Raw genomic sequence first — 26939 nt, 5'->3', positions numbered from 1 at the left:
CGTGGAATGCCGTTTGGCGGGCGTATTAATAGCGCTTTCGCGGAAATTGCGCCACCTATTTATGTAAAGCAGCGAAACCGGGTTAACCCCGCTTTCATCGGCGGCCGGATGCCCGGCCACCGGTTCCACGACCTTACAGCAGTTCCACTGCGACGGCAGTAGCCTCACCGCCACCGATGCACAGCGACGCTACGCCGCGCTTAAGGCCACGGGTTTTCAGCGCATTGAGCAGCGTGACCACGAGACGGGCACCGCTGGCGCCGATGGGGTGGCCGAGGGCGCAGGCGCCGCCGTTGACGTTGATCTTGTCACGCGGGATGTCGAGCTCACGCATGGCTGCCATGGCGACCACGGCGAAGGCTTCGTTGACTTCGAACAGGTCGACATCGCCGGTCTTCCAGCCGGCCTTTTCCAGCACCTTGTGCAGGGCACCGACGGGCGCGGTGGTAAACCACTCCGGCTCCTGGGAATGAGTGGCATGGGCGACAATGCGGGCGAGGGGCTTGAGACCACGTGCTTTTGCGTCATCCGCTGACAAGAGCACGAGCGCGGCAGCGCCATCGGAGATGCTGGAGGAGCTGGCGGCGGTGATGGTGCCGTTTTCCTTGCGGAATGCCGGCTTCAGCGATGGGATCTTGCTGATATCGGAGCGGCCCGGCTGTTCGTCGGTGTCGACCTTGATCTCGCCCTTGCGGCTCGCAACCGTCACCGGGACGATTTCATCGGCGAAGGCGCCGGATGCCTGTGCGGCCTTGGCGCGCTCGACGGATTCCGTCGAGAACGTGTCCTGCTCCTCACGGGTAAAGTGATACTTGTCGGCGCACAGTTCGCCGAACACGCCCATGGCCTTGCCATCGTACGGGTTGGTCAGGCCGTCCCACGCCATGTGGTCGACCAGCGTGCCATCGCCATAGCGGATGCCCGTGCGTGCGTTGACCATGTGCGGCGCATTGGTCATCGATTCCATGCCGCCGGCGACGACGACCGAGGCCGAGCCGGCCTTGATCAGGTCGTGGCCCAGCATGAGGGCCTTCATGCCCGAGCCGCACACCTTATTGATGGTGGTGCAGCCGGCGGCGGCGGGCAGGCCGGCGCCGAGCGAGGCCTGGCGCGCGGGAGCCTGGCCCAGGTTGGCCGGCAGCACGCAACCCATGATGACTTCAGTGACATCGGCGGGGGCTAGGCCGGACTGCTCCAGCGCGGCACGGATGGCGGTGGCACCCAGCGTAGGGGTGGGTACGCCGGTGAACTGGCCGAGGAAGGAGCCAATGGCAGTGCGCTTGGCACCGACGATGACAACGCTGACGTCCGACATGGATATCTCCGCAAATACTTGAAGGGGTCATGCCCCGGTTGAGTCCGCCGATTATCGCAGCCCGCCAATGACCGGGGCAAACCGGTCATATTTGCGATCACAGTGCGATTCTGACGGTGTTTAGTTGCGATTTCGTTGTGTAAAGATGGGGACGTGCGCGGCAGTTTGATAGGGGGCCGCGCCCGTACTCTGACGAACCAGTGTCGACAGATCCCAATAGGGGCGGGGGCCTTTATGCATACGGTGATGCACGGTTTGCGCTACCGCCGCGGGGCGGTGCTGGTATGGCTGGCGCTTGGCCTGGGGGCCTGCGGTGGCGGGGGTGGCAATACAAAGCCCAGCCAGCCGGCCACCCCACCCTCGACACCTTCGACGCCGCCGTCGACACCACCCTCGTCGTCGTCGGTGCCTCAGCCGCCCATCGATGCGCAGTTGAGCCTGACCAACACCTATGCCGCGCACAGTGCTGGCTATACCGGGGCGGGCGTCACCATCGGCATCGTGGACACCGGCGTGATGGCCACACACCCGGCGCTGGCGGGGCGTGTGATCAAAGAGCTGACCTATGTCGATCCGAGCACCAACAACCTCAGCATCGACGACGTCAATGGCCATGGCACCTACGTGGCGGAGATCGCGGCAGGCAAGCCCTTCGGGCAGTTTGCCGGCGGCATCGCGACGGGTGCGGATATCGTGTCGGCGCGCATCATCGACGACAACGCGCCGGACGATAACGGTTCCACCGCCTCGGCACCGGTGACGGGTTCCGATGCGATTCCCCTGGGGCAGGTGAATGCGGACCTGATCGCTAACGGCGTGAAGGTGATGAACAACTCCTGGGGTGGCATCAGCTGGGCCTCGACGGATACGGCGACAACGCAGGCCTTCGACAACGCATACGAGCCCTTCATCAATAGCTGGGGTGGTCTGGTGGTGTTCGCCGCGGGCAATGACTCGCAGGCCAATCCGAGCACCATCGCGGCGCTGCCGAGTCTGGCGCCCGATCTCCAGAAGGGTTGGCTAGTGGTCGTCGCGGTCAACAGCAACAGCCCAACGCAACTGGACAGTTACTCCAACAAGTGCGGCATCGCGATGAACTACTGCCTGGGGGCGCCGGGTGATGTGATCGTGAGCGGCAAAAGCGACACCAGCACCAGCAACGAAACCTACTGGATTGTCGAAGGCACTTCACTCGCGGCGCCGCAGGTATCGGGCGCGGCGGCACTGGTGTGGCAGGCCTATCCGTACTTCACCAATGATCTGGTGCGACAGACTTTGCTGGGCACGGCGGATCCGCTCGGCGGCTCGCAACCCAACGCGACCTTCGGTTACGGTGAACTCGACGTCGGCAAGGCGGTGAATGGCCCGGAGCAGTTCAACTGGGGTGATGTCACCGTGAGTTTCAGTGGCACCTCTAGCTGGAACAATCCTATCTCCGGCGCTGGCGGCCTGATCAAGCAAGGCACCGGCACGCTCACGCTGACGCAACCGTCCAGCTACACCGGCTTGACGCAGGTGCAGGGCGGCATGCTGGTGGCCGCATCGCTGGCATCGAGTGTCAGCATTGGGGCGCAAGGCGTGCTGAGCGCAACGCCGACGATCGGCGGCTCGGTGACTAACGCGGGTGTGCTTGCGATGGCGGGCACGGATACCACGGTAGGCGGTAATTACGTGCAACAGGGCGCGGGTCGCCTTGCGGTATCGCTGGGATCGGCGTTGCGGGTGAGCGGCACTGCCACGCTGTCCGGTGGTGACTTGTACGTCACCGGCATCAACCAGGGTTACCAGGCCAACACGCATACGGACGTCCTGACGGCTAATGGCGGTATCTCAGGTACGTTCTCGGCGTTGAATGTGGCCACCGGCGTCCTGCTCAATGCCCAGCTCAACTACAACGCCACGGATGCGTGGTTGAACGTAAGTCAGGTACAGGCGTCTGCGGTCACTGGTGTCACCTATACGCCGGCATCGTTCGGCGCCGCGCAGCGCGTCGACGCCGCTTTCAGCCAGATCAATGCGCAGGTGGGTTCGGGTGCGACGGTGACGGGGAATCCATTGCCGAGCTCCTTCATCAACGGTGCGGCGAGCCTGCAGCAGACGGCCACGGCCAGCGCCTTGCAGCAGTCGTTGAACTCACTGTCGGGCCAGTTGCACGCAGCGAGTGCGGCAATGACCTTCGACGCGATGGATGCAGGCACGCGCGCATTGTCCCAACGCTTCGACCAACTGGGCGACGTGTACGCCACAGGTGGTTGGACACAGAACCTGGGCAGCTACGGCAGCATGGACCACAGCGGCTACAACAATGTGGGCTACGACCTGAGTGGCTGGATGGTGGGTCAGGATCGCCGCCTCGGCAGCAACGGCGTGTTGGGTTTTGCGGTGAGCCAAAGCGAAGATCTTGGACGGCTTGACGAATTCGCTGATCAGGGGCGCAGCCGCGCTGTAGAGGGCATGCTCTACGGCGGTATCGTCCAGAACCAGTGGTATGCGATGGGCCGCCTCGGCATGGGCACATATAGGGAAGACATGCGTCGCCATCTTGAATTGGGCAGCGATGTCGAGAGCGTCGCCAACGACACCAACGGAACCTACGACGTCGCCTACGGTGAAAGCGGCTACCGCATGCAGTGGGGCGGGGTAAACGTCACCCCGTACATGAACCTGCAGTACGCCAACATCCGCACCGATGGGTTTGATGAACTAGGCGGTGACGGCTTTGGGTTGAAAGCCGCGGCGCAGGCGATTGAACGCTGGCAAGCCGGTGCCGGCCTCCGTGCAGGGAGTGATTGGACGATGTCTGGCGGAAGCCGCTTGAGCCTCCAGGCGCACCTGTTGTGGCAGAGGGCTTTCAGCATGCGTGGCGATGTACTCGACGCCAGCTTTGCGGTGCTTAATCAGTGGGCGCCGGTGGGAGGCATCGGGCTGTCCCGCTATGGCGGTGATGCCGGCCTGAATCTGGCCTGGAGCATCTCGCGACGGGCCAGTCTGTCGCTGGGCCTGGACCAGTACGTCGCCCAGCATGAGCACGGCAAGATGGATACGTTGGCCTACCGACTCGCCTTCTGACGACGGCTGCCGGTACAGGCTGCCGTATAAACCTGCGCCCACGGGGATAGGCTTTCGGCCTATGATGCGTGCCGCATTTTTTCCGTAACCTTGTGCGATGATTCCGAAAGGAAGTGCTGGCGGAGTCCAGTAATGGACCGCGGCGCTAGGGGAAGCATCGGATGCCCAGCAAGGGCGTGCAGGGGGAACTATGGACGGTGGTCTGGGCGGAATGCGCTTTCGCCAGGTGAGTGTGTTTGTGTGGATGGCGCTGGGCCTGAGCGCCTGCGGCGGCGGTGGCGGCAATGGCAACGTCAAGCCGGCTTCGCCTTACACGCCGCCTAGTCCTGGCTACCAACCACCTTCGCCCGGCCAGGGCGGTGGCAGCACGCCGCCGACGACCCCACCCACGACACCACCGACCACGCCACCGCCGCCTACGCCGCCAGCCGATGCGCAGTTATCGCTGACCAACACCTATGCGGCCCAGAAGGCAGGGTTCATCGGAACCGGTGTGACGATCGGCGTGGTCGACACCGGCATCATGCGCAGTAACCCCGCGCTTGCCGGCAAGGTCACCAAAGAGCTGACCTACATCGACCCCAGCACCAACAACCTGTCGGTGGACGACGTCATCGGCCACGGTACGTGGGTGTCCGAGATCGCGGCGGGCAGCGCCTTCGGCAAATTCGCTGGCGGCATCGCGCCGGGCGCATCGCTGGTGTCGGCCCGCATCCTTCCCGACAACGCAGGCGACGACAACGGCAGCACGGCACCTTCCACGGTGACCGCGTCGACCGCGCAGTTCCTGCAGTCCGTCAATGCCGACCTGATCAACGCCCACGTCAAGGTCATGAACAATTCCTGGGGCGGCATTACCTGGAGCGCCAGCGACACGGCGACCACCAAGGCGTTCCACGACGCCTACAGCCCCTACGTCAATACGTGGGGTGGTCTTGTCGTGTTCGCGGCAGGCAACGATTCGCAGGCCAATCCCAGTACGACGGCGTCGCTGCCCAGCATGCCCGGTGCACAGGACCTCGAAAAAGGCTGGCTGACCGTGGTCGCGGTGAACAGCAATAACCCCACGCAGTTGTCGAGCTATTCCAACAAGTGCGGCGTCGCCATGCACTACTGCCTGGCGGCGCCCGGTGAAGTCATCGTCAGCGGCAAAGACGACACTGCATCTAAGCAAAGCACCTGGATTGTCGGCGGCACCTCGTTCGCGGCGCCAGCGGTTTCAGGCGCCGCCGCGTTGGTATGGCAGGCCTTCCCGTACTTCACCAACGATCAGGTGCGGCAGACGTTGCTCGGCACGGCCGACGATCTCGGTGCACCCGGCGTTGATCCGGTGTTTGGCTACGGCATGCTCGATGTGGGCAACGCAGTGAAGGGGCCTGGGAAGTTTGACTGGGGTACGTTCAACGCCACGCTCAATACCAACTCCACCTGGGGCAACGCCATCAGCGGTGCTGGCGGCCTCACTAAGGATGGTGCCGGTACGCTCACGCTGACACAGGCGCCGAGCTATCAGGGTGATACGCACATTGTGCACGGCACGTTGGCGGCGCCATCGCTCGCCGGTGCGCTTTACATCGACAACGTCGATGCCGTCATGACCGGCGCGCACAGTTTCGGCGCGGACGTCCAAAACCTTGGCACCCTGGTTGTTGCTGGCGGCGACGTACACGTCAGCGGCAGCTACTACCAGGGCTTCACCCCCACCGACGGCCAGACGGGGCGGCTCGCGTTGGAACTGGGGCGCACTCTCAATGTCGATGGCAAAGCCGTGCTCGCTGGCGGCAATCTCTACGTCATCGGCGCCATGCAGGGCTACGTCGTCAACGCGCACACCACCGTGCTTACGGCGAAGGGTGGGCTGACGGGTCAGTTCACCGCACTCGATGTAGCGCCGGGCGTGTTGCTGTCGGCTACGCCCGGCTATGACGCCAACAACGCCTGGTTGAACGTCACCCAGGTGCAGGCCAGTGCCGTCAGCGGCATGAACTACACCCCGGCCTCGTACAGCGCGGCGCAGCGCGTCGACAACGCCTTCAGCGCCATCAACGCACAGCTCGCACAAGGTGGCTCGACGTCGGGCAGTGGCCCGGCGCCTACCGGTTTCGTCGAGGGCGCAGCCAACCTCCAGCAAACGCAGTCGACCGCCGCACTGCAGCGCTCGTTGGAAAGTCTCTCCGGCCAATTGCACGCTGCCAGTACCGCGATGACGTTCGAAGCTATCGATGCGGGCACACGCGCGCTGTCCGATCACTTCGACGGGCTGGTCGACACGCACACCACCGGTGGCTGGGCACAGACACTGGGTTATCACGGCAGCATGAGCCGCAGCGGTTACGGCGATGTCGGCTACGACCTCAGCGGCTGGATGGCAGGCCAGGATCGCAAGCTGGGCAGCAACGGAGTGGTGGGTTTCGCGCTGAGCCAGAGCCAAGGCCTAGGCCGCCTCGCGGAGTATGCCGACCAAGGTACCAGCAACGCCGTCGAAGGCATGCTGTACGGCGGCGTAGTACAGGACAACTGGTACACCATGGGCCGGCTCGGCTATGGCACCTACCGGGAAAACATGCGGCGTCATCTCGAACTGGGCAGCGATTTCGCGGGCGTGGCCAGTGACACCAACGGTCGCTACACCGTGGCGTATGGCGAAAGCGGCTATCGCGCATCGCTCGGCGGTGTGCAGTTCACGCCTTACGCCAACATGCAGTACGCACACATCCAGCGCGACGGCTTCAACGAGCTGGGCGGCTACGGTTTTGGCCTGAAGTCCGGGACGCAAAACGTGGAGCGGTGGCAAGCCGGCGTCGGCGTGCGTGCCGGTCACGAGTGGCCACTCGCCGGCGGCGGTAGCCTCAATCTGCAGGGCCGGATGCAATGGCAGCAGGCGTTCGCTGTGAATGGTGATGTGTTCGACGCGAGTTTTACCGGCGTGGATCAGTGGGCACCGGTAGGGGGCGTGGGCGTATCGCGCTACGAGGGGCAGGTGGGGTTGTCGCTGGATTGGACGATGTCAGCGCGGTCGAGCTTGCAGTTCGGGATGGATCAGTATTTTGGGCAGAACGGTCAGGGGATGATGGGGATGCTCAACTATCGGTTGAATTTCTGAGTTTGAGATGGTTGCTTCCGCGTTGTTTTGGTGAGGGTTTGATACACGCGAAGCGTAAGAGTTACCTCAGGTCTTCTCCCTCTCCGCTTTGGGGAGAGGGTTGGGGTGAGGGGTCAATCTAGCCGCGCCGCTTCGCCCATGCCGTCATCCCTGCGGAGGCAGGGATCCAGTGTCGTCAGTGGTCGGTTGTCGCCTCGTGCGTGACCGCGATCTGGCCACTTACGCAGCGGGCGTTTCGATCGTCTGCCGACGCTCGAGTCACTTTTCTTTGCTGGCCCAAAGAAAAGTAACGCAAAGAAATGGCCTGACAGGCCAACGCCCGCAGCATGTCGATGGGATCAGCCCGAACGGAAGAGGAACGTTGTGGCTTGGCCACCTCCTAAGGCTAGGGAGAGAGGACGCTACGCTTCCCGACCGTTATGGAGAACTCGCCACGTAACGGCATCGTCCGTCTGCCCCGGCTTTGCACTCTAAGGCAGGAGCAACGCGACCTGCCGCGACGCGATGTGCAGCTCTGCTGCACGAGCCGTCGGCTCGGCGCTTTTGACCTTCGGGCCCCCTGTGCGGCGGTGAGGGGTGGACGAAAAGGCCCGCAGGGGGGATCGGCAAGGATGCCGATCCCTTTTCGCCAGGGCAGGAAGCCCTGTCGAAAAGCCCGGCCGCCCCTCACGAACTGGCCAGTTTCACCGGCCAGCGCCAAGTGGGGGTGCCCTTCTCTTTGGTTACTGTCTCTTGGGCATGCAAGAGAAAGTGACTCGGCCTCCGGTAGGAGGTCGAAAGCCCGCGGCAGGCGAGCCAGATCGCGATCACGCGACAACCGAAAGCAACGTCACTGGATGACCAGCCCTTCGGCTGTTGAAAAGCGCTTCCGGCCTACGCCGGGATGACGGCTAAAGATGAAACGCTGAGGCGAGCACCCACCCCTCACCCCAACCCTCTCCCCGAAGGGGAGAGGGAGCAAAACATCCAGGCGTCTCGACCTGTGGCGAAGCAACCCAACCACAGACCCAGTCACCCACTTCCCAAATCAACAGAAAGCAGCAACAACCATCACGCCTTCCCGTGAAACAACTCCCGCCCAATCAACATCCGGCGAATCTCATTCGTGCCCGCACCAATCTCATAAAGCTTCGCATCGCGCAGCAGGCGACCCGCCGGGAACTCGTTGATGTAACCATTGCCACCCAGCGTCTGGATCGCTTCCAACGTCACCTTCACCGCATTCTGCGAGGCGTTGAGCAGGCACGCCGCAGGATCGATGCGCGACTTCACGTTATTGTCGAACTGCTGCGCCACCATGTAAGCGAAACCGCGCGAACTTTGCAGTGCGGTGTACATGTCGGCGATCTTCGCCTGCATCACGCCAAAGGTGCCGATGGGTGCGTTGAATTGCTTGCGCTCGCGCACGTAGGGCAGGGAGATATCCAGCGCCGCCTGCATCAGGCCGATGGGGCCGCCCGATAGCACGAGGCGTTCGGTGTCGAGGCCGCTCATCAATACGCGTACGCCTTCGTTTACTTCACCGACAATGTTCTCTTCGGGGATCTCGCAATCCTCGAACACCAGTTCGCAGGTGTTGGAGCCGCGCATGCCGAGCTTGTCCAGCTTCTGCGCGGTACTGAAACCCTTCATACCCTTCTCGATGATGAAGGCCGTCATGCAGCGACTGCCAGCGGGACGCGGCGCGGTGCGCATGTAGACCAGCAACACGTCGGCGTCGGGACCATTGGTGATCCACATCTTGGAGCCATTGGCGACCCATACGTCGCCCTTCTTCTCCGCCTTGCAGATCATCGAGCCGACCACGTCGGAGCCGGCGCCCGGCTCGCTCATCGCCAGCGCGCCCACATACTCGCCTGAGCACAGCTTCGGGATGTACTTGCGTCGCTGCGCTTCGTTGCCGTTGTGGAAGATGTTCTGTACGCACAGATTGGAATGCGCGCCATAGGACAGACCGACCGAGCCGGACGCGCGCGAGATCTCCTCCATCGCCACCATGTGCGCGAGGAAGCCCATGCCGGTGCCGCCGTACTCTTCCGGGATGGTGATACCCAGGAGTCCCATGTCGCCAAACTTGCGCCACAAGTCGGCGGGGAACAGGTTGTCCCTGTCGATATGGTCGGCGCGGGGCGCGATCTCTTTTTCCGAAAACGCGTGCACGCTTTCGCGCAGCAGATCGATCTCTTCACCCAGCGGGAACGGACGCATACCTACAAACTCCGTAATTGCAGAAGGCGATCATGGTACCGCGCCGCTCGTTACAAGCCGTTGCGCGACGCACAACCATGGCCGCCCCGCGAAAGCGGCACAAGGCCTCAGGCGGGATTCAGCGTATTAGCTAGTTCAGCGAGTCGATCACGCTGAACGAGGACTTGCATCAGCTGGCCCAGCACGAACCGAGCGGTTTCATCATCGATATGCGCAGCGAGTGGCTCCAGCAGGGCGGTATCGTCGGTACTGTCCTGCGCGGTAAGACCGTTGGCCAACGCATCTCCCAACTGTGCCAATGCATCCACCGTGGTCTTGCCCGCTTTGGTCACAGCTTCGCTGGCGGCTGGTGAGGCGATGGCTGCTCTGTTCACGCCAAGCGCGGAAAGTTGGCCAAGCAAGAGATGGGCGGCGGAGAGAAAGCGCAGTAGTGTCTCCGTACCGCGCTGATGTTGGCCGGGTTCGCGCAACATGTTGGCGAGCACGGCGCTGAGCGCTGCGCTTGCATTGTGTGCATCACGACGCGCGATGCGGTAGTCGAGATCGTCGCGGCGGCTGCTGGCGTATTGGCGAATGATCTGCTCAAGGTAGCGCGCGTCGGTGCGGACCATGTCCGCGAGTACGTCGTCGAAACGCCGACCTTGCCAATCGGGCAGTACCCATCGCATAGCGAGTGCGGCAATCGCGGTACCGATGAGTGTGTCGAGCAGGCGAGGCAACATCGCGTCGTATCCGCTGCCCACCTGGTTGAAACAGAGCACCACAAACAGAGTGATGGCGGTCGTTGCCGTGGTGTAGCGACGCAAGCGGGCGGCGAAGAATGTCACGCCGGAAATAACGATCAACAGCATTTGCCATGGGCCAAACGGCACCAATTGGAGCGTGGCCCAACCGAGCACGAGGCCAGCGACCGTGCCCGCCACGCGCTGGGCCAGCCTCAGGCGCGTGGCGCCGTAGCTTGGCTGACAAACCAGCAGGGTGGTCAGCAGGATCCAGTAACCATGCTTGGGATGCACCGCATGCAGCACGGCGTAGCCCACCAGCAGTGCCAGCGCCAGACGAATCGCGTGGCGAAAGCGAAACGAGCGCGGCGTGAGCTGCATGCGAATGCGGTCCCATGCATCGCCCAACGATTGAGGCGCGGGATCCTGCAGCACCCGTTCTCGCTTGTTTGTAGGCAGTTCCTCGAACGTATCGTTGGCCAGTCGCTGCTGGATGGCGGTCAGATTGCGCACCAGTGCGTCTACGGAGCGAAGCAAATGTGCTGCGGGTGGGTGCGCCTGCTCGCGCAGCGCTATGAGCGCATCCTGCAGGTCGCGCACGGATGCTTCGCTATCCGCATTCGTTCGAGGATGGGTGCGCAGACGCATCGCATCAGCGCGCCGCCGGCAAGTCCCTGCCTCCAGTCGCAGTAGATGTTCGCAGCGGAAAAGTACGTCGCTATGGAACAGCGATTCGGCGAGCGCATCGTACGGATAGTGCGCCGAGCTGATGCGTTCGTGGATATCCTGCGCCAGGAAATACAGCTGCAGGCGTTCTGCCGTCTGACCACGCGGGCGCCGCGCGCCAATGCGGTCGACCAGCATCAGCCGCGTGTCGTTCATCGCTTCGACCACACGTTCATTCTGCATCGCCAGCGACCATTGCATCGCCTCGCGATCGACGCCGTGAACCGGCGTGAACAAGGCAGCCTTGCCTTCAAGGTAATCAGCAAGCGCATCAAATAGCCGCGCAAGCGACAAACGCACCGCCTGCTGTGGTGCCAACAGGCTCCACAACAGAGAAAGCACGCCATACCACGCGGCACCGGTGAGCAGCAGCGAGGGTTGATACCACCAGGGGCCGATGCGGGCCTGATCCGCGCAGATCATGGTGTAAACGGCGAGCAGCAGGGTGGCACCCGCCACCGTGGCATAGCGTTCGCTTGCCGCGCCCAACATGACCAGCGCAAACGTGGATAGCGGCAAACCCACGGCAAACAGAAGGGGGTAGGGAAACAACCATTGCACGGCAAAGGCCGAGATGGCGAAGCAGGTCAACGTCAGCAGCAGCGTAGTCAGGCGGTTGCGCCAGTGGTCCTCCGTTTCGGCTAACGCGCAGGCGATGACGCCAAGCAGGATCGATACCACCTCCTCGGCGCGGCCGGTACCAAAGCACCAGGCTACTGCGCCACCCAATGCGAGCAGCACGCGCAGGCATTCGGCGTATCGGTCGGAGCCGCGCAGGCGGCGCCAGCGGAGGGTGAGGGAGTTGAGCATGGTGTGAGGATACGATGTGGCTGTTTTTTTGTTTGGATGACGTTTGGTTGGGGATGTTCTGGGTGGTGGCGTTGTTGCGCTTGGCGTTGTCATGGGGCCGACCGTTTGGAAGGGGCGTAGACGCGAAGCGCTTGGGACGCCTCATGCCGGCTCCCTCTCCCCTTTGGGGAGAGGGTTGGGGAGGGGGCGGGTGCTCGCCTTATCGCTTCATCTTTAGCCGTCACCCCGGCGCACCCCACAAAAGGGGGCAAGGGCCGGGGTCCAGTAGCGGTATCGCTTGATTGTCGCGTGGCGGCGACCTGGCCGCTTACGCAGCGGGCGTTTCGACCTCCTGCCGGAGGCCGAGTCACTTTTCTTTTGCTGGCCCAAAAGAAAAGTAACCCGAAGAAAATGGCCTATAGAGCTCCGGCAGCATAGTGTTGAATACGAGCATTGGAGTTCGAGGTATTCAGCAACAGGCGATCTCCTTATTGGACGATGCGTCTACACCGCAACGCACCGATGCGTTGAGGAGCTCTGCATGGCGCGGGGATAAGCCCGAACGGTTGAGGAATCGTGGGCTTGGCAACCTCCGCCGCTACACAGCGGGTACACCGAAGCGCTTCGCAACGCGCCGTCACGGAGAGGGCTTAAAGCAGGCGTCGCTACGCTTCCCGATCGCGGAGGCTAGGCAAAAGGGACGCTAGGCTTCCCGACCGGTGTGGAGAACTCACCACGTAACCGCATCGTCTCCGTCTACTGCCTTGGCTTTGTGTACTGGCTCTCTGCTCTCAGGGCAGGAGCAACGCGACCTGCCGCGATGCGATGTGCAGCGAAGCTGCACGAGCCTTCGGCTCGGCGCTTTTGGCCTTCGGGCCCCCTGTGCGGCGGTGAGGGGTGGACGAAAAGGCCCGCAGGGGGGATCGGCATGGATGCCGATTCCTTTTCGCCAGGGCAGGAGCCCTGTCGAAAAGCCCGGCCGCCCCTCACGAACTGGCCAGCTTCACCGGCCAGCGCCAAGTGGGGGTGCCCTTTCTTCGGGTTACTTTTCTTTGGGCAAGCAAAGAAAAGTGACTCGGCCTCCGGCAGGAGGTCGAAACGCCCGCCGCGTAGGCGGCCAGATAGCGGTAACGCGACAACCAAACGTAACGTCACTGGATGACCAGCCATTCGGCTGTTGAAAAGCGCTTCCGGCCTGCGCCGGGATGACGATAACAACGGCGAGGCTAGATTGACCCCTCACCCCAACCCTCTCCCCAAAAGGGAGAGGGAGTAAAACCCGGTCGACCGAATCATCCAACACACCAAAAAGAAAACGCCGGCACAAAGCCGGCGTCCCCATCAAACCAACAACCACGAAACTTACTGACCGCGCATGCGACCAGCAAAGCGCGGACCATGGTTGCCCATGCTCGGCAACTTGATCTTGCCGATAGCGTCGATGCGCTCCTCAGCCAGACGGTCAGCGGCCTTATACGTCGGCACACCCTGCGTCTTCGAGATTTCGAAGATGCGGCCCAGGTTGTAATAGATCGTGCGCATCATGCGCATCGCGCGCTCGCGGTTGTAGCCGTCGATTTCCAGCGACACGTTCATCACGCCGCCTGCGTTCACCGCATAGTCCGGCGCGTACAGCACGCCACGACGCTGCAGTTCGTCGCCAATGGCGTCGGTGGCCAGCTGGTTGTTCGCCGCGCCGCAGATGATCTTCGCCTTGATGCGGTCGATGGTCTGCTCGTTGAGCGTGCCGCCCAGTGCGCACGGCGAGTACACGTCGGCGTCGACGTCGTAGATCTCGTCCAGGCCCACGGCTTCGCAGCCCAGCTCGTCCACGCAACGCTGCACGGCATCCTTGTTGATGTCGGTGACGAACACCTTGGCGCCCTGTTCGCGCAGCAGCTTGATGAACTCGCTGCCCACGTGGCCGCAGCCCTGCACGGCGTAGCTGTACTTGCCCACGTCTTCGTTACCGTGCTTGACCTGCAGCGCGGCCATCAGGCCCTGCAAGGTGCCGAACGCGGTGAACGGCGACGGGTCGCCCGAACCGCCGTGCACCTGGTGCACGCCGGTCACGTATTCGGTTTCACGGAACACGTATTCCATGTCGTTGACGTCGATGCCGACGTCCTCGGCCGTGATGTAGCGGCCGTTGAGCGAGTTGACGAAGCGGCCGAAGGCGCGGAACAGCGCTTCAGACTTGTCCTTGCTCGGATCGCCGATGATCACGGCCTTGCCGCCGCCCAGGTTCAGGCCGGCCACGGCGTTCTTGTAGGTCATGCCGCGCGACAGGCGCAGCACGTCGTTCACCGCGTCCTGCTCACTCTTGTACGGCCACATGCGCAGGCCGCCGAGCGAGGGGCCCAGCACCGTGTTATGGATCGCGATGATGGCCTTGAGGCCGGCGTCCTGGTTATGGCAGAAGACGACTTCTTCGTGACCCGTTTTGGCGATGGTTTCGAAAATCATTGGAACGGAGACTCCACGTTTGGCGGTGCTGTGGGGACGGGCATCCGCAGGAATGGAGGCGGGGTTCGATCCAGTGCGACCCCGCCGGGACTAACAACTAAAGCCTTAAAGTCAAAACCCCGACCAGTGGTCGGGGCGATGAATTTAGTTGAATAGTCTAGTACGTCCCCGGGGCAAGGCTTGTTGCGATGCCGCAAGTGGTTGGCGTACGGAGAAATTTTCCGTAACCCCGTACGCCAGTGGGCGTCAGAACGTCACGGTTGCCCTGAGCCAGTAGTACCGACCCATCACGTCGTAGGTTGCTACGTCGGTGTTCGAGTTCGTCACATTGTTCTGGTAGAGCAGGGGCGGTTGTTTGTTGGTCACGTTGTCGACGCCCAGGTCCAGCCGTGTATGCCAGGGGGCGAAGTCGTAGCCGGCCTGCACGTTGTGGTACGCATACGCGCCCACCCTGCGTACCACTGCCGGTATCGAAAGGTCGGCCGATAGCTGTTGTTGTTCGTCGGCGCTGCCTACCTGCGTGCGGCCGATATAGCGGATGCGCCAGCTCGCGCTCCACGGGCCGCGGGTCCAGTTGAGCGTGGCCAGCCCACGCCAGCGGGGGAAGTTGCCATAGGCGTAGGTGTACTTGCCGGCGTTGTGGATGGTGACCGCAGTCGGGTCCGCCGGATCGGGGTTGATGTCATAGCGCGCTACGTAGGTCCAATCGAGTCGCGCGTTGAAGCGGCCGAAGCGGGTTTCGTCGAAGCGATAGGCCAGGGTGCCATCTACGCCCTTGGTGGATAGCGCGCCGAGGTTCACCGTGGGCTCCGACACGTAGTTGATGTTGCCAGTGTCAAAGCGATGGATGAAGTTACAGAACGGGCTGGCTGCATTGGCGTAGCACTGGTTGAGCACGGTCTGTGCCGAAATCGCGGTAATGGTGTCGTTGAGGTTGATGCGCCACACGTCCGCACTCATCGACAGGCCCGGCAGCCATTGCGGGTCGTACACCACGCCGAAGTCGAACGATTTTCCCTGCTCGGGCTTGAGCTGATAGCCGGCTGGCACCGCGCCCGAGGTCTTCGCGGAGATCTGTGGATTAGCCTGCTGATAACTACCATCCACGGGCACGTTGGCGCAGGCCTGTGCGTGGCCGCCTGTGTAGAAATTGCAGGGATCGTTGACGGTCGGCGAATCGTTGGCAATGCCCGAATACAGTTCGTTGATGTTCGGGGCGCGGAACACTTGGGATACGGTGCCGCGCAGCAACAGGTTCTGTATGGGGCGCCACTCCAGTGCAACCTTGCTGCTGGTATTGCTACCTGCCGTGCTGTAGTCGGAATAACGCGAGCCGATGGTGATGTTCAGCGCTTGTGCCCAAGGCTTGTCCGCAAGCAGGGGAAACAGCGCTTCCGCATAGGCTTCCTTCACGTTGAAGCTGCCCGAAAGCACCGAGGTACAGAACTCCACGATGCCGCAAAGACCGTTGGCATCACCGACCGCCAGCGGATCGGTCCAGGTGGATGTGCTCTCCTTGCGATAGGACACGCCTGTGGCAAGGCTCACCTCGCCAGCGGGAAGGCTGAACAGGTTGCCGTTCGCGTTGGCCTCGAACTGTTTGACGATGTAGTCATTGGTGGCCGTGGGGTTGCGTTGGATATCGCGCAGCGCGGCAATGGTGGTCGGATCGTTGACGTTGAAGATATTGATCGGCGTGCAACCGGAAATCGGACTGCCGGGTGTGCCGCAAGTGACCTTGCCCGTGGACGCATCGAGGAAGGACGGCCCCAACCCCTGCTGCAGCTGCGCGTAGTCGAGAAAGCCGTAATTGACGGACTTCTGTCGCACCTTGCCGTAGTTGAAGTTGGTGTCCCATTGCCAGGAGCTATCGCCGAAGTTACCGCGCAGGCCCGGCGTGAACTGCATGTTGTAGGTCTTGTACTGATAGCGACGGTAGCCCAGCGTGGTGAAGCGCGTGTTGAAGTCGCCGTAGTTGTCTCCGGTTACGCGATCCGTACCGAAGTTCACGCCGAACGGGTTGTAATAGTTCTGCGCGGAGACCACGAAATTATCGCCATTGGCGAACACCGGTACGGGCGCGATCTGCGAATCCGACTGCGTCTTGGTGTAGTAGAAGTTGGCGTACGCCTCGACAGCGTCTGTCAGTTTGTACTTGCCAATCAGGAAGAGGCTGTTGCGCTCCTGTGGCGTCTGCAGAATGTTGTCGCCTTGGTAGTTATAGGTATCGGCGTTGCTGTAGCAGTGATAGTTGTTGAGCGTGGTGGCACCGCTCACGCCAGAGTTGAGCGACACGCGCGAGCCACAACCGATCTGGCCGGCGACCGAACGGGGAAGGGTGATCGAGCCCGATGGCGTGGCGGAGGATCCGCTGACGATCACCTGCCCACCAGTGAGGTTGAGGGCATCGCGCGAGAACGCGCGGGAGCTGGCGGAAACCGCATCCAGGCTCTGGTGGTCGATGCCCGCCACGATGCTGCCACGCTGACCCGTATGGCCTGCGGTAAGCGAGAAGTTGCGGCGGAAGCCGTCGCTGTGACTGCTCTCGCCGAAATCGCCGGAGAACTGCACGCCGTCGAACTTGTCCCGCAGGATGAAGTTCACCACGCCGCCAATGGCGTCCGAACCGTAAATGGCCGAGGCGCCGTCGCTCAGCACTTCGACGCGGTCAATCATGTTGGCCGGAATGCTGTTGACGTCGTTGTAAGCCAGGCGTACGCCATTCACCAGGATGAGCGTGCGCTTGTCGCCCATGCCGCGCAGTGAAATCGTGGCGGCGCCGGTGCCACCACCATTGTTGGTGTTGGCGTTGGTAGCGTTGCCGGCGATCGATGGCAACTCCTGCACAATGTCGCCCAGCGTGGCTTTGCCGCTGGCGGCGATCTGCGAACGGTCGACTGTTACCACGGGATTGGCGGTTTCCACGTCCACGCGGCGGATGCGTGAGCCGGTGACGGTGACGCTTTCGAGTGTCTTGGCCTTGTCAGTGGTGGCCGGCGCGTTGTCGGCGGGTGGGGCGGTGTCCTGTGCGTGAACGATAGTGGGCGCCAGTACGGCCATGATCGCGAGATGCGCCATCAGGGCAAGCGTGAGCAGTTTAGGTCGGAGCGTGGGCGGCTGGTCGTACGTGCGATGCATGGAGTTCCTCGCGTGACAGGTCGGCATGGGCTCGGGAGCTATTTCTGCAGGCAACACGGCGCCGTGTCGGGCAAGCCCAACCGAATCGTTTTGCCGTTGTAGAGGCGCGGCGGCGCGCGAGCGCCGAGTGCACTCCGTGACTGCCCGCCGTGATGGCGGCGGGCGGGTTGGCGTCCTCAGCTGTTGCCGAGTGCGCCGGGTTCCGTTTGCCAGTACACGGCGTAACGCTCGCCATGCACTTGATTGAGTGGTGCGACCGGCAGCTTGCCGTCGCGGGTTTGTGCCTCGAAGCGCAGATCCTGCGCCGACAGCACGTTCATCCAGGGCGCCTCATTCGTACCGCTCGCGGTGACCCGTGGCGCGGGCCACGGCTTGGGTTCGGGCTTGGGTGCCGCGTCGTAACCGCAGTACTGCATGTCGCGAGTCAGGCCCTTGTCGCCCAGGCGCGCCGCGAGCACAAGCGGACCGTAGAGCGTGGCCTGCAAGTTGTCGTCGCCGGGTAGGGACTCGGTGCTCAGGCGCATGGGCAGGTCCATCTCGACGCGATCACCGTCATGCCACTCGCGCTGGAGCGTCAGATAGCTTCCGGGCGAGGCAAACACATCGAGCGGCTGGTCGTTGATACGTACGCGGGCACCGCTGCCGATCCAGCTCGGCACGCGCAGGTTCAATGCAAACGTGGTGGGCGCAGCAAGAGACAGCTTCAACTTTGTGAGTGGTTCGCGCGGGAACGCGGTTTCCTGGCGCAGTCGCAGCTTCCGTTCCTGCCAATCCAATTCCGACGGTATGAACAGGTTGACGTACAGATCGTCGTGATCGCGGAAGTAAATATTGTCGTTGAAGCGAGCGAACTCCTCGGCGCCGGTACCGGTGCAGCACCAGAACGAGTCCGTGGGCGAGTTGTAGAACTTCGCAGCGCCCGGCTGCAGCGGGTAGTAGTACAGCTTCATGCCGTCGCCATCCTGCGTACCAAGGCGCGCGTTGTAGAGCGTGCGCTCGTAATAATCGAACGCGCGTGGGTCACCGTTCCACGCATAGATATGGCGCGTCAGTTTCATCAGGTTGTACGCCACGCAGCACTCGGCGCTGTACAGGCCAAGCTGACCTTTGAGATCACCGGGCGGTGTGTTCCAGAACTCGTCGTTGCTCGAACCACCCGTGGCGTAGCTGCGATTGCGCGTCACCGTTTCCCAGAAGAACTCAGCGATGCGTCGGTAACGCGGTTCGCCGGTCAATTCGTAGCGGCGCGCAGCACCAAGGACTTTTGGTATCTGCGTATTGCTGTGCAACCCCTGCAATTCGTCGCGATGCCCGGACAGCGGATCGAACAGTGATGCCTGATCAAAACGATGGGCGGCATCGAGATAGCGCCCATTGCCGGTAATCGCATAGAGCCGATACAGGCCGTCGTTCATGCCGCCGTATTCGGTCTTGAGGATGTGCGCCATCTCCGCGTCGGAGAAGCCGTTGAGCCAGCGCACCGTCCAGTTGCCGATACCTACGGCGACCTGTAACGCCTGCGCATTGCCGGCGTACTCGTGCATGTCGAGCATGCCGACGAGGATCTTGTGGATCGTGTAGAACGGCGCCCACACTTTCTGGCCGCTGCTCAGTCGGTCGAAGAAACTCGATGGAAACGCGCTGAGATAGCCGTTGGGTTGCTGGCAGGCTGCCAGCGCAGCAACCAGTTCATCGCCACGTTGCTTCAACTCCTGATCGCCCGTGGTCGCATAGGCGATAGCCACGGCTGAAAGATAGTGACCCCCCCGTGAAGTGACCACGCAATTCGCAATCGGGCTTCTCCCAGCCACCGAACGGTTTGGCGTTGGATGGGATTCCCGCCTGCACACGAAACGTGTGGACAAGTCGGTCGACGGGAAGTGTGTGGAGGTAACGCTGGTTGATCGCCGCGGCGCGGGAGAAGTCGCTGTCGAGCAGGCGCACCTGGCGCAGATCGAAGGGATACACACGACGAACCGGCTGATCCTGCACGCCAGGCGAAAAGCCAGGGGTTGCAGGCGTGGCCGTATCGGCCACGTCCGGCGCAAGCGCCATCGCTTTCGGCAAGACCGCGAGCGACGCCAGCGTCGTCGCTGCGCGCTTCAGAAAGCGTCTGCGGTGATCGACGCGTTCAGGCATGTGGCCTCCCCGACCAGTCTGAGCATCTCGTGTGGCGGTGATGCACTCCACCGCTCTGTATTTCATCCTGCCGTCACATAGGCAAATCGTCTTGTGTCATTTGCGGGAATCGCGTGCGGAATTCCGCACAGTTTTACGACGACGTTCTTTCGTGCGTTTCGCGCGCATAGATACACGCGAAACTATGGACGTGACACGTGATCGCCGTGCGTTTCGTGTCAGCAGGCAGCAGCGAGACGGCTGTTGCGACGCCCGTAGGCTAGGTACAGCACGCAGCCGAGTACCAACCAGATGGTGAAACGGATATAGGTGATCATCGGCAGCCCCCAGATCAGCCAGCACGAGAAGCCCACGCCGATCAGTGGTATCAGCGGTACTAGTGGCGTACGGAAAGGGCGATGCAGTTCGGGTTGGCGCCAGCGCAGCACGGCCACCGCCGAGCAGATCACGATGAACGCGCCAAGTACGCCGATATTAACCAGCTTGGCCAGTTCGCCAAGGGGAAAGAGTCCCGCCGCTATCGTCGTGACGCCACCGAGTAGAAACGTGGAACGATGTGGCGTGCGCCAGCGTGGATGCACGGCAGCGAACCAACCGGGCAGCAGACCGTCGCGTCCCAGGCTGAAGCCGATGCGTGCGCCCGCCATCAGGTTGGCGAAGATCACACTGGTGATGCCGCAGACCGATGCTAGCGAAATCACCACCATCGCCCACGGCAGTCCGATGCGGGTGAACGCGTTGGCCACCGGTGCGGCATTGTCCAGCGTCGTATACGGCACGATGCCGGTGAGCACGAGGCAGATGGCGATATAGAGAATCATCGCGATGCCCAGCGACAGCAGCACGGCGCGGGGAAGGTCGCGTTGCGGGTTGCGCGATTCCTCCGCGGCGGTGGTGAGCATGTCGTAACCGAACACGGCGAAGAACACCACGGCCGCGCCCGTCACCACGCCATGCATGCCGAACGGCATAAAGGGGTGCCAGCGCTCCGGCTTCACGTAGGCCGCACCCGCGATGACGATCAGCGCAGCACCGGCGATCTTGATCGCTACGATTAGCGTATTGAAGCGCGCACCCCATTCCATACGCACGGCGAGCAGCGCGGTCATGAGCATCGAAATGACGATGGCCGGGAGATTCACCACACAGCCCGGTGCGCTTCCCCATGCGCCTTGCGCCCACACGGGCAGCGGTATGCCGGCCGCGTCGAGCAGGGCCTGCATGTAGCCGGACCAGCCCACCGCAACCACGGCAGCGATCAAGGCATATTCCAGCAACAAGTCCCAGCCGATGATCCAGCCGGCGAACTCGCCCAGCACCGCGTAACCGTAGGTATAGGCGCTGCCGGACACCGGGATGAGTCCCGCGAACTCCGCGTAACACAACGCTGCCGCCGCGCTGGCGATGCCGGCGATGATGAAAGACAGCAGCACCGCGGGGCCTGCTTGCGTCGCGGCCACGGTGCCGGTGAGCACAAAGATGCCCACGCCGATGATGCCGCCGAGGCCAATGGCGGTGAGTTGCCATAGGCCCAGTACACGGCGCAAGCCGCTACCACCCTTCGCTGCATCACCCTGGAGCAATTCCACGGGCTTTCGTCGCAGCATGTCGTTGATCAGGCTCATCGGTGTCTCCCCGCCAAACTATGTTCTGGTTATGCGGGCGCCGGGTGTGGCGCCCGGTCTTGTCTCGCTGAACTACTTTGTGGCGTACGGCGACTTGCCGCCGCTTGCGATGAACTTGTCCACCTCTTGCTGCAGTACCGGCAGTGGCACCGAGCCGAGCGAGAGCACCGTATCGTGGAACGCGCGGAGGTCGAAGCGCTCCCCGAGCGCTTTTTCCGCCCTGGCGCGCGCATCAACGATGGCCAGTTCGCCCAGGTAGTACGACAGCGCCTGGCCCGGCCATGCGATGTAGCGATCCACCTCGGTCTCGATTTCGTGCTCGCTGAGCGCCGTGTTGTCGCGCATGAAGGCCTGAGCCTGCTCGCGCGTCCAACCCTTGTGGTGGATGCCGGTGTCCACCACCAGGCGACAGGCGCGCCACATCTGGTAGCTCAAATAACCGAAGCGATCGTAGGGCGTGTCATACATGTCCATCTCCACGCCCAATCGCTCGGAGTAGAGCGCCCAGCCTTCGCCGTAAGCGGAGATGTAGGTATAGCGACGGAAGTCCGGTAAGCCTTCGTGTTCGGCTGCCAGCGGCATTTGCAGCGCATGGCCTGGTGCTGATTCGTGCAACGTCAGCGCGGTGAGCGAGTACAGCGGACGCGAGGGAAGATCATAGGTATTCACCAGATAGATACCCGGGCCACCGCGCCCGCCTGTGTAGAACGGCGCCAGATCGGCGGGCACCGGCTCGATGGCGAAGCGCTGGCGTGGCAGGCGGCCGATGTAGTTGCCGATCTTGCCGTCCACACGCTTGGCGATCCACGCGGCGTCCTTGAGCAGTTCGTCGGGCGTCTTCGGGTAGAACTTGGGATCCGTGCGCAGGTAATGCAGGAACTCGGGGAAGCTACCCTTGAAGCCGCTGTCGTGGATGGTTTCATCCATCTCCTGATGGATACGCGCCACTTCCTTGAGACCCAGGTCGTGAATCGCATCCGGCGTCATGTCCAGCGTGGTGAACTCGCGGATCTGCGATTGATAGAACGCTTTGCCCTCCGGCATGGCTTCCGCCGCGAGCGTGGTACGCGCCTGCTTCATGTACGTGTTTTGCATGAAGTCCAGCAACTTCGCGTAGGAGGGAATCACCGAGCGCTGGATGGCTTCACGGCCCTGCGCGCGCAACTGCGCTTGTTCGCTTGCCGGGATAATGGATGGCATCTTGCGGAACGGCGTGTAGAACAGGTTGTCGTCGCCCTTGGCGTTAGCCACGTCGGCGATGGACTGATCGCGCCCAGTCAGCGTCACGCGGGGCACGCTGAAGCCACGGGCAAGGCCCGCGCGCATGTTGGCGGTCTGCTCATCGAAATAGCGCGGGATGTCCCTCAGTTGGTCGATGTAGTGGCGGTAATCGTCCGCTGTGCGCAGCGTGCGGCGCGCGGTGAAGCCCAGGTTGGTCCAGAACGCCGAGTCGCTATTGAACGGCATTTCCCAGGTGTGGAATTGCTGGTCGGCCAGCAAGGTCTGGATCTGGTTGCGGTAGACGGCGTAGTTGACCGGATCATCGCCATGCAATTGGGTGGGCGACATCGCGTCGAGCTGTTTCAGCACGTCGGCCCAGTAGCGTTCGCGCTCGGCCTGCGTGGCGGCGTCGACCTTGGGCAGGTGATCGGCCAGCGCGCTGTCGTGGCTGTCTTCGTCATCCTCCCCCTTGAACTGCGCTTGTCGCCAGGCCCACTCCCGGGTGTAGATCGTATGGAAGCGGGTGGTGGTGTCGTCGTCTGCGTGTGCCGGCAGCATGGCGGCGAAGCAGAGTGTGCAGGCAAGGGCAAGGATGAGGGGCTTCATGTCGCTGTCCTAGGTGTATGCACCTGCAGGAGCGCACCTTGTGCGTGAGCCGTCGCCGGGCGACGGTCGTGCACAAGGTGCGCTCCTACATGGTGGTGTCGAGATCATGCGAAGGGCTGATCGATGGCGGGCGAGGGCGGCGTAAACCAGGCAGCGCCATCCTCGGTGACGTAGAAATGATCTTCCAGGCGCACACCGAAACGGTCGGGCACCACGATCATCGGTTCGTTGCTGGCGCACATGCCCGGTTGCAACAGCGTGTGATCGCCACGCACCAGGTACGGAGTTTCGTGAATGCTCAGGCCGCAGCCGTGGCCGGTGCGATGCGGAATGCCTGGCAAGCGGTAGTCCGGCCCCAAGCCAGCCTTTTCGACTACGCGGCGTGCTGCGGCATCCACGGCTTCGCAGGCAACCCCGGGCCGTATGGCCTCGAACGCAGCGCGCTGAGCCGCCTGCTCCAGTTCCCAGATGCGCGCCTGCTCCGTACTTGGCTGTCCGAAGATATAAGTGCGAGTGATGTCCGAGTGGTAGCCCTGCACGGTGCAGCCGGTGTCGATCAACACCAGTTCGCTCGGTTGCAGGTACTGCTCGCCGGGAACGCCGTGCGGGTAGGCGGTAGCCTGACCGAACTGCACGATGCAAAAGGTGGAGCCGTTATCCGCACCCAATGCGCGATGCGCGTCGTCGATGAAGCGTACGAGTTCGGTGCGACTGATGCCTTCACGGATCAGCCCTGCAGCGAGACGATGCACGTGTAACGTCATCGCCGTGGCCTGTTTCATCAGGGCCAGTTCCGCCGATGATTTACACATGCGGCAGCTATCGACGATGACACTGGCGTCGCTCAGCGGCTTGCCACCGAGCACGGCGCGCAGACGCGAGGCGACGACGTAAGGCGCAGCGGGATCAAGCGCCAGGCTGCCGGCCCCCCGCTCGCGCAGCGCAGCGGCGACGAGCTGCTGGGGATCCTCGTGCTCTTCCCATAGGCGAATGTCGGCCGGAATGCGCAGCACGGGTTTCAGCGAGCCGGCTTCGAAACCGGGGCAGATGACGATGGGCTCACCACGCGCGGTGAGCAACATGCCCACGAGGCGTTCGCTGGCGCCCCACGGTACGCCGGTGAAATAGCGTAGCGAGGTGCCTGCGGTGATCAGCAGGGCATCGACGCCTTGCTCGCGCAGCAGGGCGCGGGCGCGCTCGATGCGTTGTTGGTACTCGTTGGCGTCGATCGGTGGCGCGGTGTCCTGCCAGTGCGCGAGCGAGGCGCGTGCTTGTGCAGGGTCGAGTCCACCGATCTGTGCGTGCGTACCCATCACGATGCTCCGTGAGCGAGATCGTTCGTGCGCCACACGCCATCCACCAGACGTGCGATACCGTCGGGGTTGCCGTCACGCAACTCGTGCGGCAACTGCGTCTCGGGCACGTTGTCGTAGCTATGCAGCGCGGTGAAGCGCGTAATGGCCGCTGGCATACCTACTGCTGTGAAACCCGGGTGTCCGGTGCTGGGGTAGGGGCCGCCGTGGTTCATGGCTGGGCTCACCGCGACGCCGGTGGGCATGCGGTTGCCGATCAGGCGTCCCACGCGCGGGCGCAGCGCATGGGCAACGGTCGGCCATGCCGTATCGTCGCCGCCATCGATGGCACTGTAGATCGTACCGGTGAGATTGCCTTCGAACGCTTGCGCCACCTGCGCCATCTGCGCGACATCGCGCACGCGGACCAGCAGGCTGACGGGGCCGAAGGCCTCGGTCTGCAAGGCCTTGGGTGCGCGCAGGAAGGTATCGGCATCCACGCTCAGCAGCGTGGGCGCATAGCGGAAGCCGGGCTCGCCCACCGTGCCGCCGGCAAGCACCTCAGCACCGGCCTCGCACAAAGTCGCCACACCGTGTTGCAGGTGATCCAGCACGCCACGAGAGAACAGCACGCTGGGTGCGGCCGCCGCGAAGTGCGACGTTGCGGTGGCAACAAAGGCATCGCCGTCCGTGCCTTGCGGCACGATTACCACGCCGGGATTAGTGCAGAACTGGCCGCTACCCATCGTGCAAGACGCGAAGAACTCCTGCGCAAGCGCCGTGCCGCGTTCGGCCAATGCACCCGGCAGCAGGAACACGGGATTCACACTGGATAGTTCGACATAGGCGGGAATGCCTGCCTTGTCGGCCGCAGCTTTCAGCGCCAGTCCGCCCGCGCGACTACCGGTGAAACCCACCGCTCCCAGGCGCGCATCACCGGCAAGGCGGGAGCCTGCGGCGTAGTCGAAGTGATAGAGCAGTTGCACGGAAGCCGATGGCAGGCCGGCCTGTTGAAGCGCGACCAAGGCGATGCGCGCGAGGCGTTCGCTGGTCGCCGGGTGCGAGGGGTGCGCCTTGGCGATCACGGGATTGCGAGCGGCGATGGCCGAAGCGAAGTCGCTGCCCGCCACGGCGTTGAACGCGAACGGGAAGTTGTTGGGGCCGAACACCAGCACCGGCTTGGATAGCGGTGCACGATGTGCACGCAGGCCGGTGGCGGTGTCGATCACCGGCTGGGTCCATGCGTAGCTGCGCACGGCCTTCGCGGCAAGGCGCAACTGGTTGGTGGTGCGCGGCAACTCCACGGTGGCGAGTCGCGGTTGCTTGGGCAGTGCCGTTTCCGCGTGGGCGAGATCGACCAGCGCCTCGGCGTTCGCCTCGATGCCTGTCGCGTAGGCTTCAAGAAACGCCGCGATGCGCTCGGGCGGCGCAGCAGCGAGTTCGTTGGCCACGGTGGAGGCGGCGCTGATCGCCGCCTCCAGATCTGCCGCACCACAAAGGGGGAACGCGGGCCCGATCGGGTCGCCCGTGGTCGGGTCTTCCGCTCGGAAGGCACCGAGCAGCTCGCGCGCCTGGCGCCATTCGCCGCCGATCAGCAGAGGCTGTGCATTCATGTCAGAGCACCGGTGTGTGGGCGATGGCGTGATCAATCACGCGCATCGCAGCGTCGCGTTCGGCACCGTGCATGGCGAGACGCGGCGCGCGCACGCGTTCGCTGCCCATGTCGACCTTTTCCTGCACCAGTTTGATCAGCTGCACGAACTTGGGCACCGTATCCAGGCGCAGCAGCGGCAGGAACCAGGCATACAATTCGGCCGCCGCATCGGCGCCACCGTCACGCGCCAGTTCGAACAGCTTCACGGACTCCTTCGGGTACGCATTGACCAAGCCCGCGATCCAGCCGCGCGCGCCCATCGCCACGCCTTCCACGATGGCGTCGTCCATGCCCACGAGCAGCTCCAGACGGTTGCCCAGCAGCGAGCGCAGCGCGGCGAAGCGGCGCACATCGCCAGAGGACTCCTTCACCGCCTGCACATTCGGGAATTCATGCGCGAGTTCAGCGATCTGTTCCGGCGAGAAATCCGTCTTGTAGGCAATGGGGTTGTTGTAGAGCATGCAGGGCAGGTCGGTCGCGGCGATCACGGCACGCAGGTGTGCGCCCATCTCGCGCCAATCGGTGGAGTAGACATACGGCGGCAGCACCATCAGGCCGGAAGCGCCCAGTGCCTTGGCTTGGCGCGCGAGGCGCACGGCTTCATCGGTGGACAGTGCGGCGATGCCCGGGATAACCGGCGCGCGACCGTCGAGCGCCTTCACCAGCGTGCGGATGATGTCCAGCTTTTCGTCGAAGGAAAGCGTGGCTGCTTCGCCTAGCGAGCCGAGCGGGACGATGCCCTTGCAGCCACTGTCGATCAGCGTGCGTGCGTGCTTGGCGAGGAAGTCGTGATCGACCTGGCCGTCGGCGGTGAACGGCGTGGTGATGGCGGGAATCACGCCGTGCCAGATGGATGCGTTGCTCAT

The 26939-nt window shown here is 63.1% G+C and carries 14 protein-coding genes; 2 read left to right on the top strand and 12 right to left on the bottom strand.

Annotation, left to right across the window (positions count from 1 at the left end; genetic code table 11):
* Positions 1–133 precede the first annotated feature (133 nt).
* On the bottom strand, positions 134–1315 hold the full coding sequence (locus DYST_RS07875; protein ID WP_239951147.1) for an acetyl-CoA C-acyltransferase: 1182 nt from the start codon (positions 1313–1315) through the stop codon (positions 134–136).
* Between the two features lie 234 nt (positions 1316–1549).
* Between DYST_RS07875 and DYST_RS07870 the strand changes: the two genes are divergently transcribed.
* A complete protein-coding gene (locus DYST_RS07870; protein ID WP_239951146.1) occupies positions 1550–4384 on the top strand; it encodes an autotransporter serine protease in 2835 nt (944 codons plus the stop codon).
* 190 nt (positions 4385–4574) lie between these two features.
* The gene (locus DYST_RS07865; protein ID WP_239951145.1) at positions 4575–7487 is read left to right on the top strand and encodes a S8 family serine peptidase; all 2913 of its coding nucleotides are present in this window, start codon (positions 4575–4577) and stop codon (positions 7485–7487) included.
* A gap of 1050 nt (positions 7488–8537) precedes the next feature.
* Here DYST_RS07865 and DYST_RS07860 read toward each other — a convergent pair.
* From DYST_RS07860 to DYST_RS07815, 11 genes are all read right to left on the bottom strand, one after another.
* Complete coding sequence (locus DYST_RS07860; protein WP_239951144.1) at positions 8538–9695, bottom strand: isovaleryl-CoA dehydrogenase; 1158 nt, start codon at positions 9693–9695, stop codon at positions 8538–8540.
* Between the two features lie 107 nt (positions 9696–9802).
* Positions 9803–11953: a YccS family putative transporter gene (yccS, locus tag DYST_RS07855; protein WP_239951143.1), complete on the bottom strand. Its 2151-nt coding sequence runs from the start codon at positions 11951–11953 to the stop codon at positions 9803–9805.
* Between the two features lie 1341 nt (positions 11954–13294).
* The gene (locus tag DYST_RS07850) at positions 13295–14398 is read right to left on the bottom strand and encodes a Glu/Leu/Phe/Val dehydrogenase dimerization domain-containing protein (RefSeq protein ID WP_102302403.1); all 1104 of its coding nucleotides are present in this window, start codon (positions 14396–14398) and stop codon (positions 13295–13297) included.
* A gap of 246 nt (positions 14399–14644) precedes the next feature.
* Complete coding sequence (locus tag DYST_RS07845) at positions 14645–17536, bottom strand: TonB-dependent receptor (RefSeq protein WP_239951142.1); 2892 nt, start codon at positions 17534–17536, stop codon at positions 14645–14647.
* A 176-nt stretch (positions 17537–17712) separates the two neighbouring features.
* Positions 17713–19281, bottom strand: coding sequence for a beta-L-arabinofuranosidase domain-containing protein (locus DYST_RS07840; RefSeq protein WP_275666944.1), 1569 nt, complete (start codon positions 19279–19281; stop codon positions 17713–17715).
* The gene (locus tag DYST_RS23985; RefSeq protein ID WP_275666943.1) at positions 19226–19675 is read right to left on the bottom strand and encodes a beta-L-arabinofuranosidase domain-containing protein; all 450 of its coding nucleotides are present in this window, start codon (positions 19673–19675) and stop codon (positions 19226–19228) included. The genes DYST_RS07840 and DYST_RS23985 overlap by 56 nt, the downstream gene beginning before the upstream one ends.
* A 218-nt stretch (positions 19676–19893) precedes the next feature.
* Positions 19894–21300, bottom strand: coding sequence for an amino acid permease (locus DYST_RS07835; RefSeq protein WP_239951141.1), 1407 nt, complete (start codon positions 21298–21300; stop codon positions 19894–19896).
* A 72-nt stretch (positions 21301–21372) separates the two neighbouring features.
* Entirely contained in the window at positions 21373–23127 is a 1755-nt protein-coding gene (locus DYST_RS07830) for a DUF885 domain-containing protein (RefSeq protein WP_428993966.1), read from the bottom strand.
* Positions 23128–23231: 104 nt separating this feature from the next.
* Positions 23232–24440 (bottom strand): M24 family metallopeptidase, encoded by a 1209-nt coding sequence (locus DYST_RS07825; protein ID WP_239951140.1) that lies wholly within the window; start codon positions 24438–24440, stop codon positions 23232–23234.
* Positions 24440–26032 (bottom strand): aldehyde dehydrogenase (NADP(+)), encoded by a 1593-nt coding sequence (locus DYST_RS07820; RefSeq protein ID WP_239951138.1) that lies wholly within the window; start codon positions 26030–26032, stop codon positions 24440–24442. Before DYST_RS07820 ends, DYST_RS07825 begins: the two co-directional genes overlap by 1 nt.
* A 1-nt stretch (position 26033) precedes the next feature.
* Complete coding sequence (locus DYST_RS07815; RefSeq protein WP_102302396.1) at positions 26034–26939, bottom strand: dihydrodipicolinate synthase family protein; 906 nt, start codon at positions 26937–26939, stop codon at positions 26034–26036.

The sequence above is a fragment of the Dyella terrae genome, assembly GCF_022394535.1.
Taxonomy (GTDB): Bacteria; Pseudomonadota; Gammaproteobacteria; order Xanthomonadales; family Rhodanobacteraceae; genus Dyella.
The sequence above is the reverse complement of the archived record's forward strand: the minus strand, read 5'-3'. Positions and strand labels throughout refer to the sequence as shown.

What these genes read in the sequence shown, in the direction of transcription:
- DYST_RS07830 (WP_428993966.1), bottom strand. Translation starts at nt 23,127, where the DNA reads ATGAAGCCCCTCATCCTTGCCCTTGCCTGCACACTCTGCTTCGCCGCC.
- yccS (WP_239951143.1), bottom strand. Translation starts at nt 11,953, where the DNA reads ATGCTCAACTCCCTCACCCTCCGCTGGCGCCGCCTGCGCGGCTCCGAC.
- DYST_RS23985 (WP_275666943.1), bottom strand. Translation starts at nt 19,675, where the DNA reads ATGCCTGAACGCGTCGATCACCGCAGACGCTTTCTGAAGCGCGCAGCG.
- DYST_RS07860 (WP_239951144.1), bottom strand. Translation starts at nt 9,695, where the DNA reads ATGCGTCCGTTCCCGCTGGGTGAAGAGATCGATCTGCTGCGCGAAAGC.
- DYST_RS07875 (WP_239951147.1), bottom strand. Translation starts at nt 1,315, where the DNA reads ATGTCGGACGTCAGCGTTGTCATCGTCGGTGCCAAGCGCACTGCCATT.
- DYST_RS07850 (WP_102302403.1), bottom strand. Translation starts at nt 14,398, where the DNA reads ATGATTTTCGAAACCATCGCCAAAACGGGTCACGAAGAAGTCGTCTTC.
- DYST_RS07815 (WP_102302396.1), bottom strand. Translation starts at nt 26,939, where the DNA reads ATGAGCAACGCATCCATCTGGCACGGCGTGATTCCCGCCATCACCACG.
- DYST_RS07835 (WP_239951141.1), bottom strand. Translation starts at nt 21,300, where the DNA reads ATGAGCCTGATCAACGACATGCTGCGACGAAAGCCCGTGGAATTGCTC.
- DYST_RS07870 (WP_239951146.1), top strand. Translation starts at nt 1,550, where the DNA reads ATGCATACGGTGATGCACGGTTTGCGCTACCGCCGCGGGGCGGTGCTG.
- DYST_RS07825 (WP_239951140.1), bottom strand. Translation starts at nt 24,440, where the DNA reads ATGGGTACGCACGCACAGATCGGTGGACTCGACCCTGCACAAGCACGC.
- DYST_RS07845 (WP_239951142.1), bottom strand. Translation starts at nt 17,536, where the DNA reads ATGCATCGCACGTACGACCAGCCGCCCACGCTCCGACCTAAACTGCTC.
- DYST_RS07865 (WP_239951145.1), top strand. Translation starts at nt 4,575, where the DNA reads ATGGACGGTGGTCTGGGCGGAATGCGCTTTCGCCAGGTGAGTGTGTTT.
- DYST_RS07820 (WP_239951138.1), bottom strand. Translation starts at nt 26,032, where the DNA reads ATGAATGCACAGCCTCTGCTGATCGGCGGCGAATGGCGCCAGGCGCGC.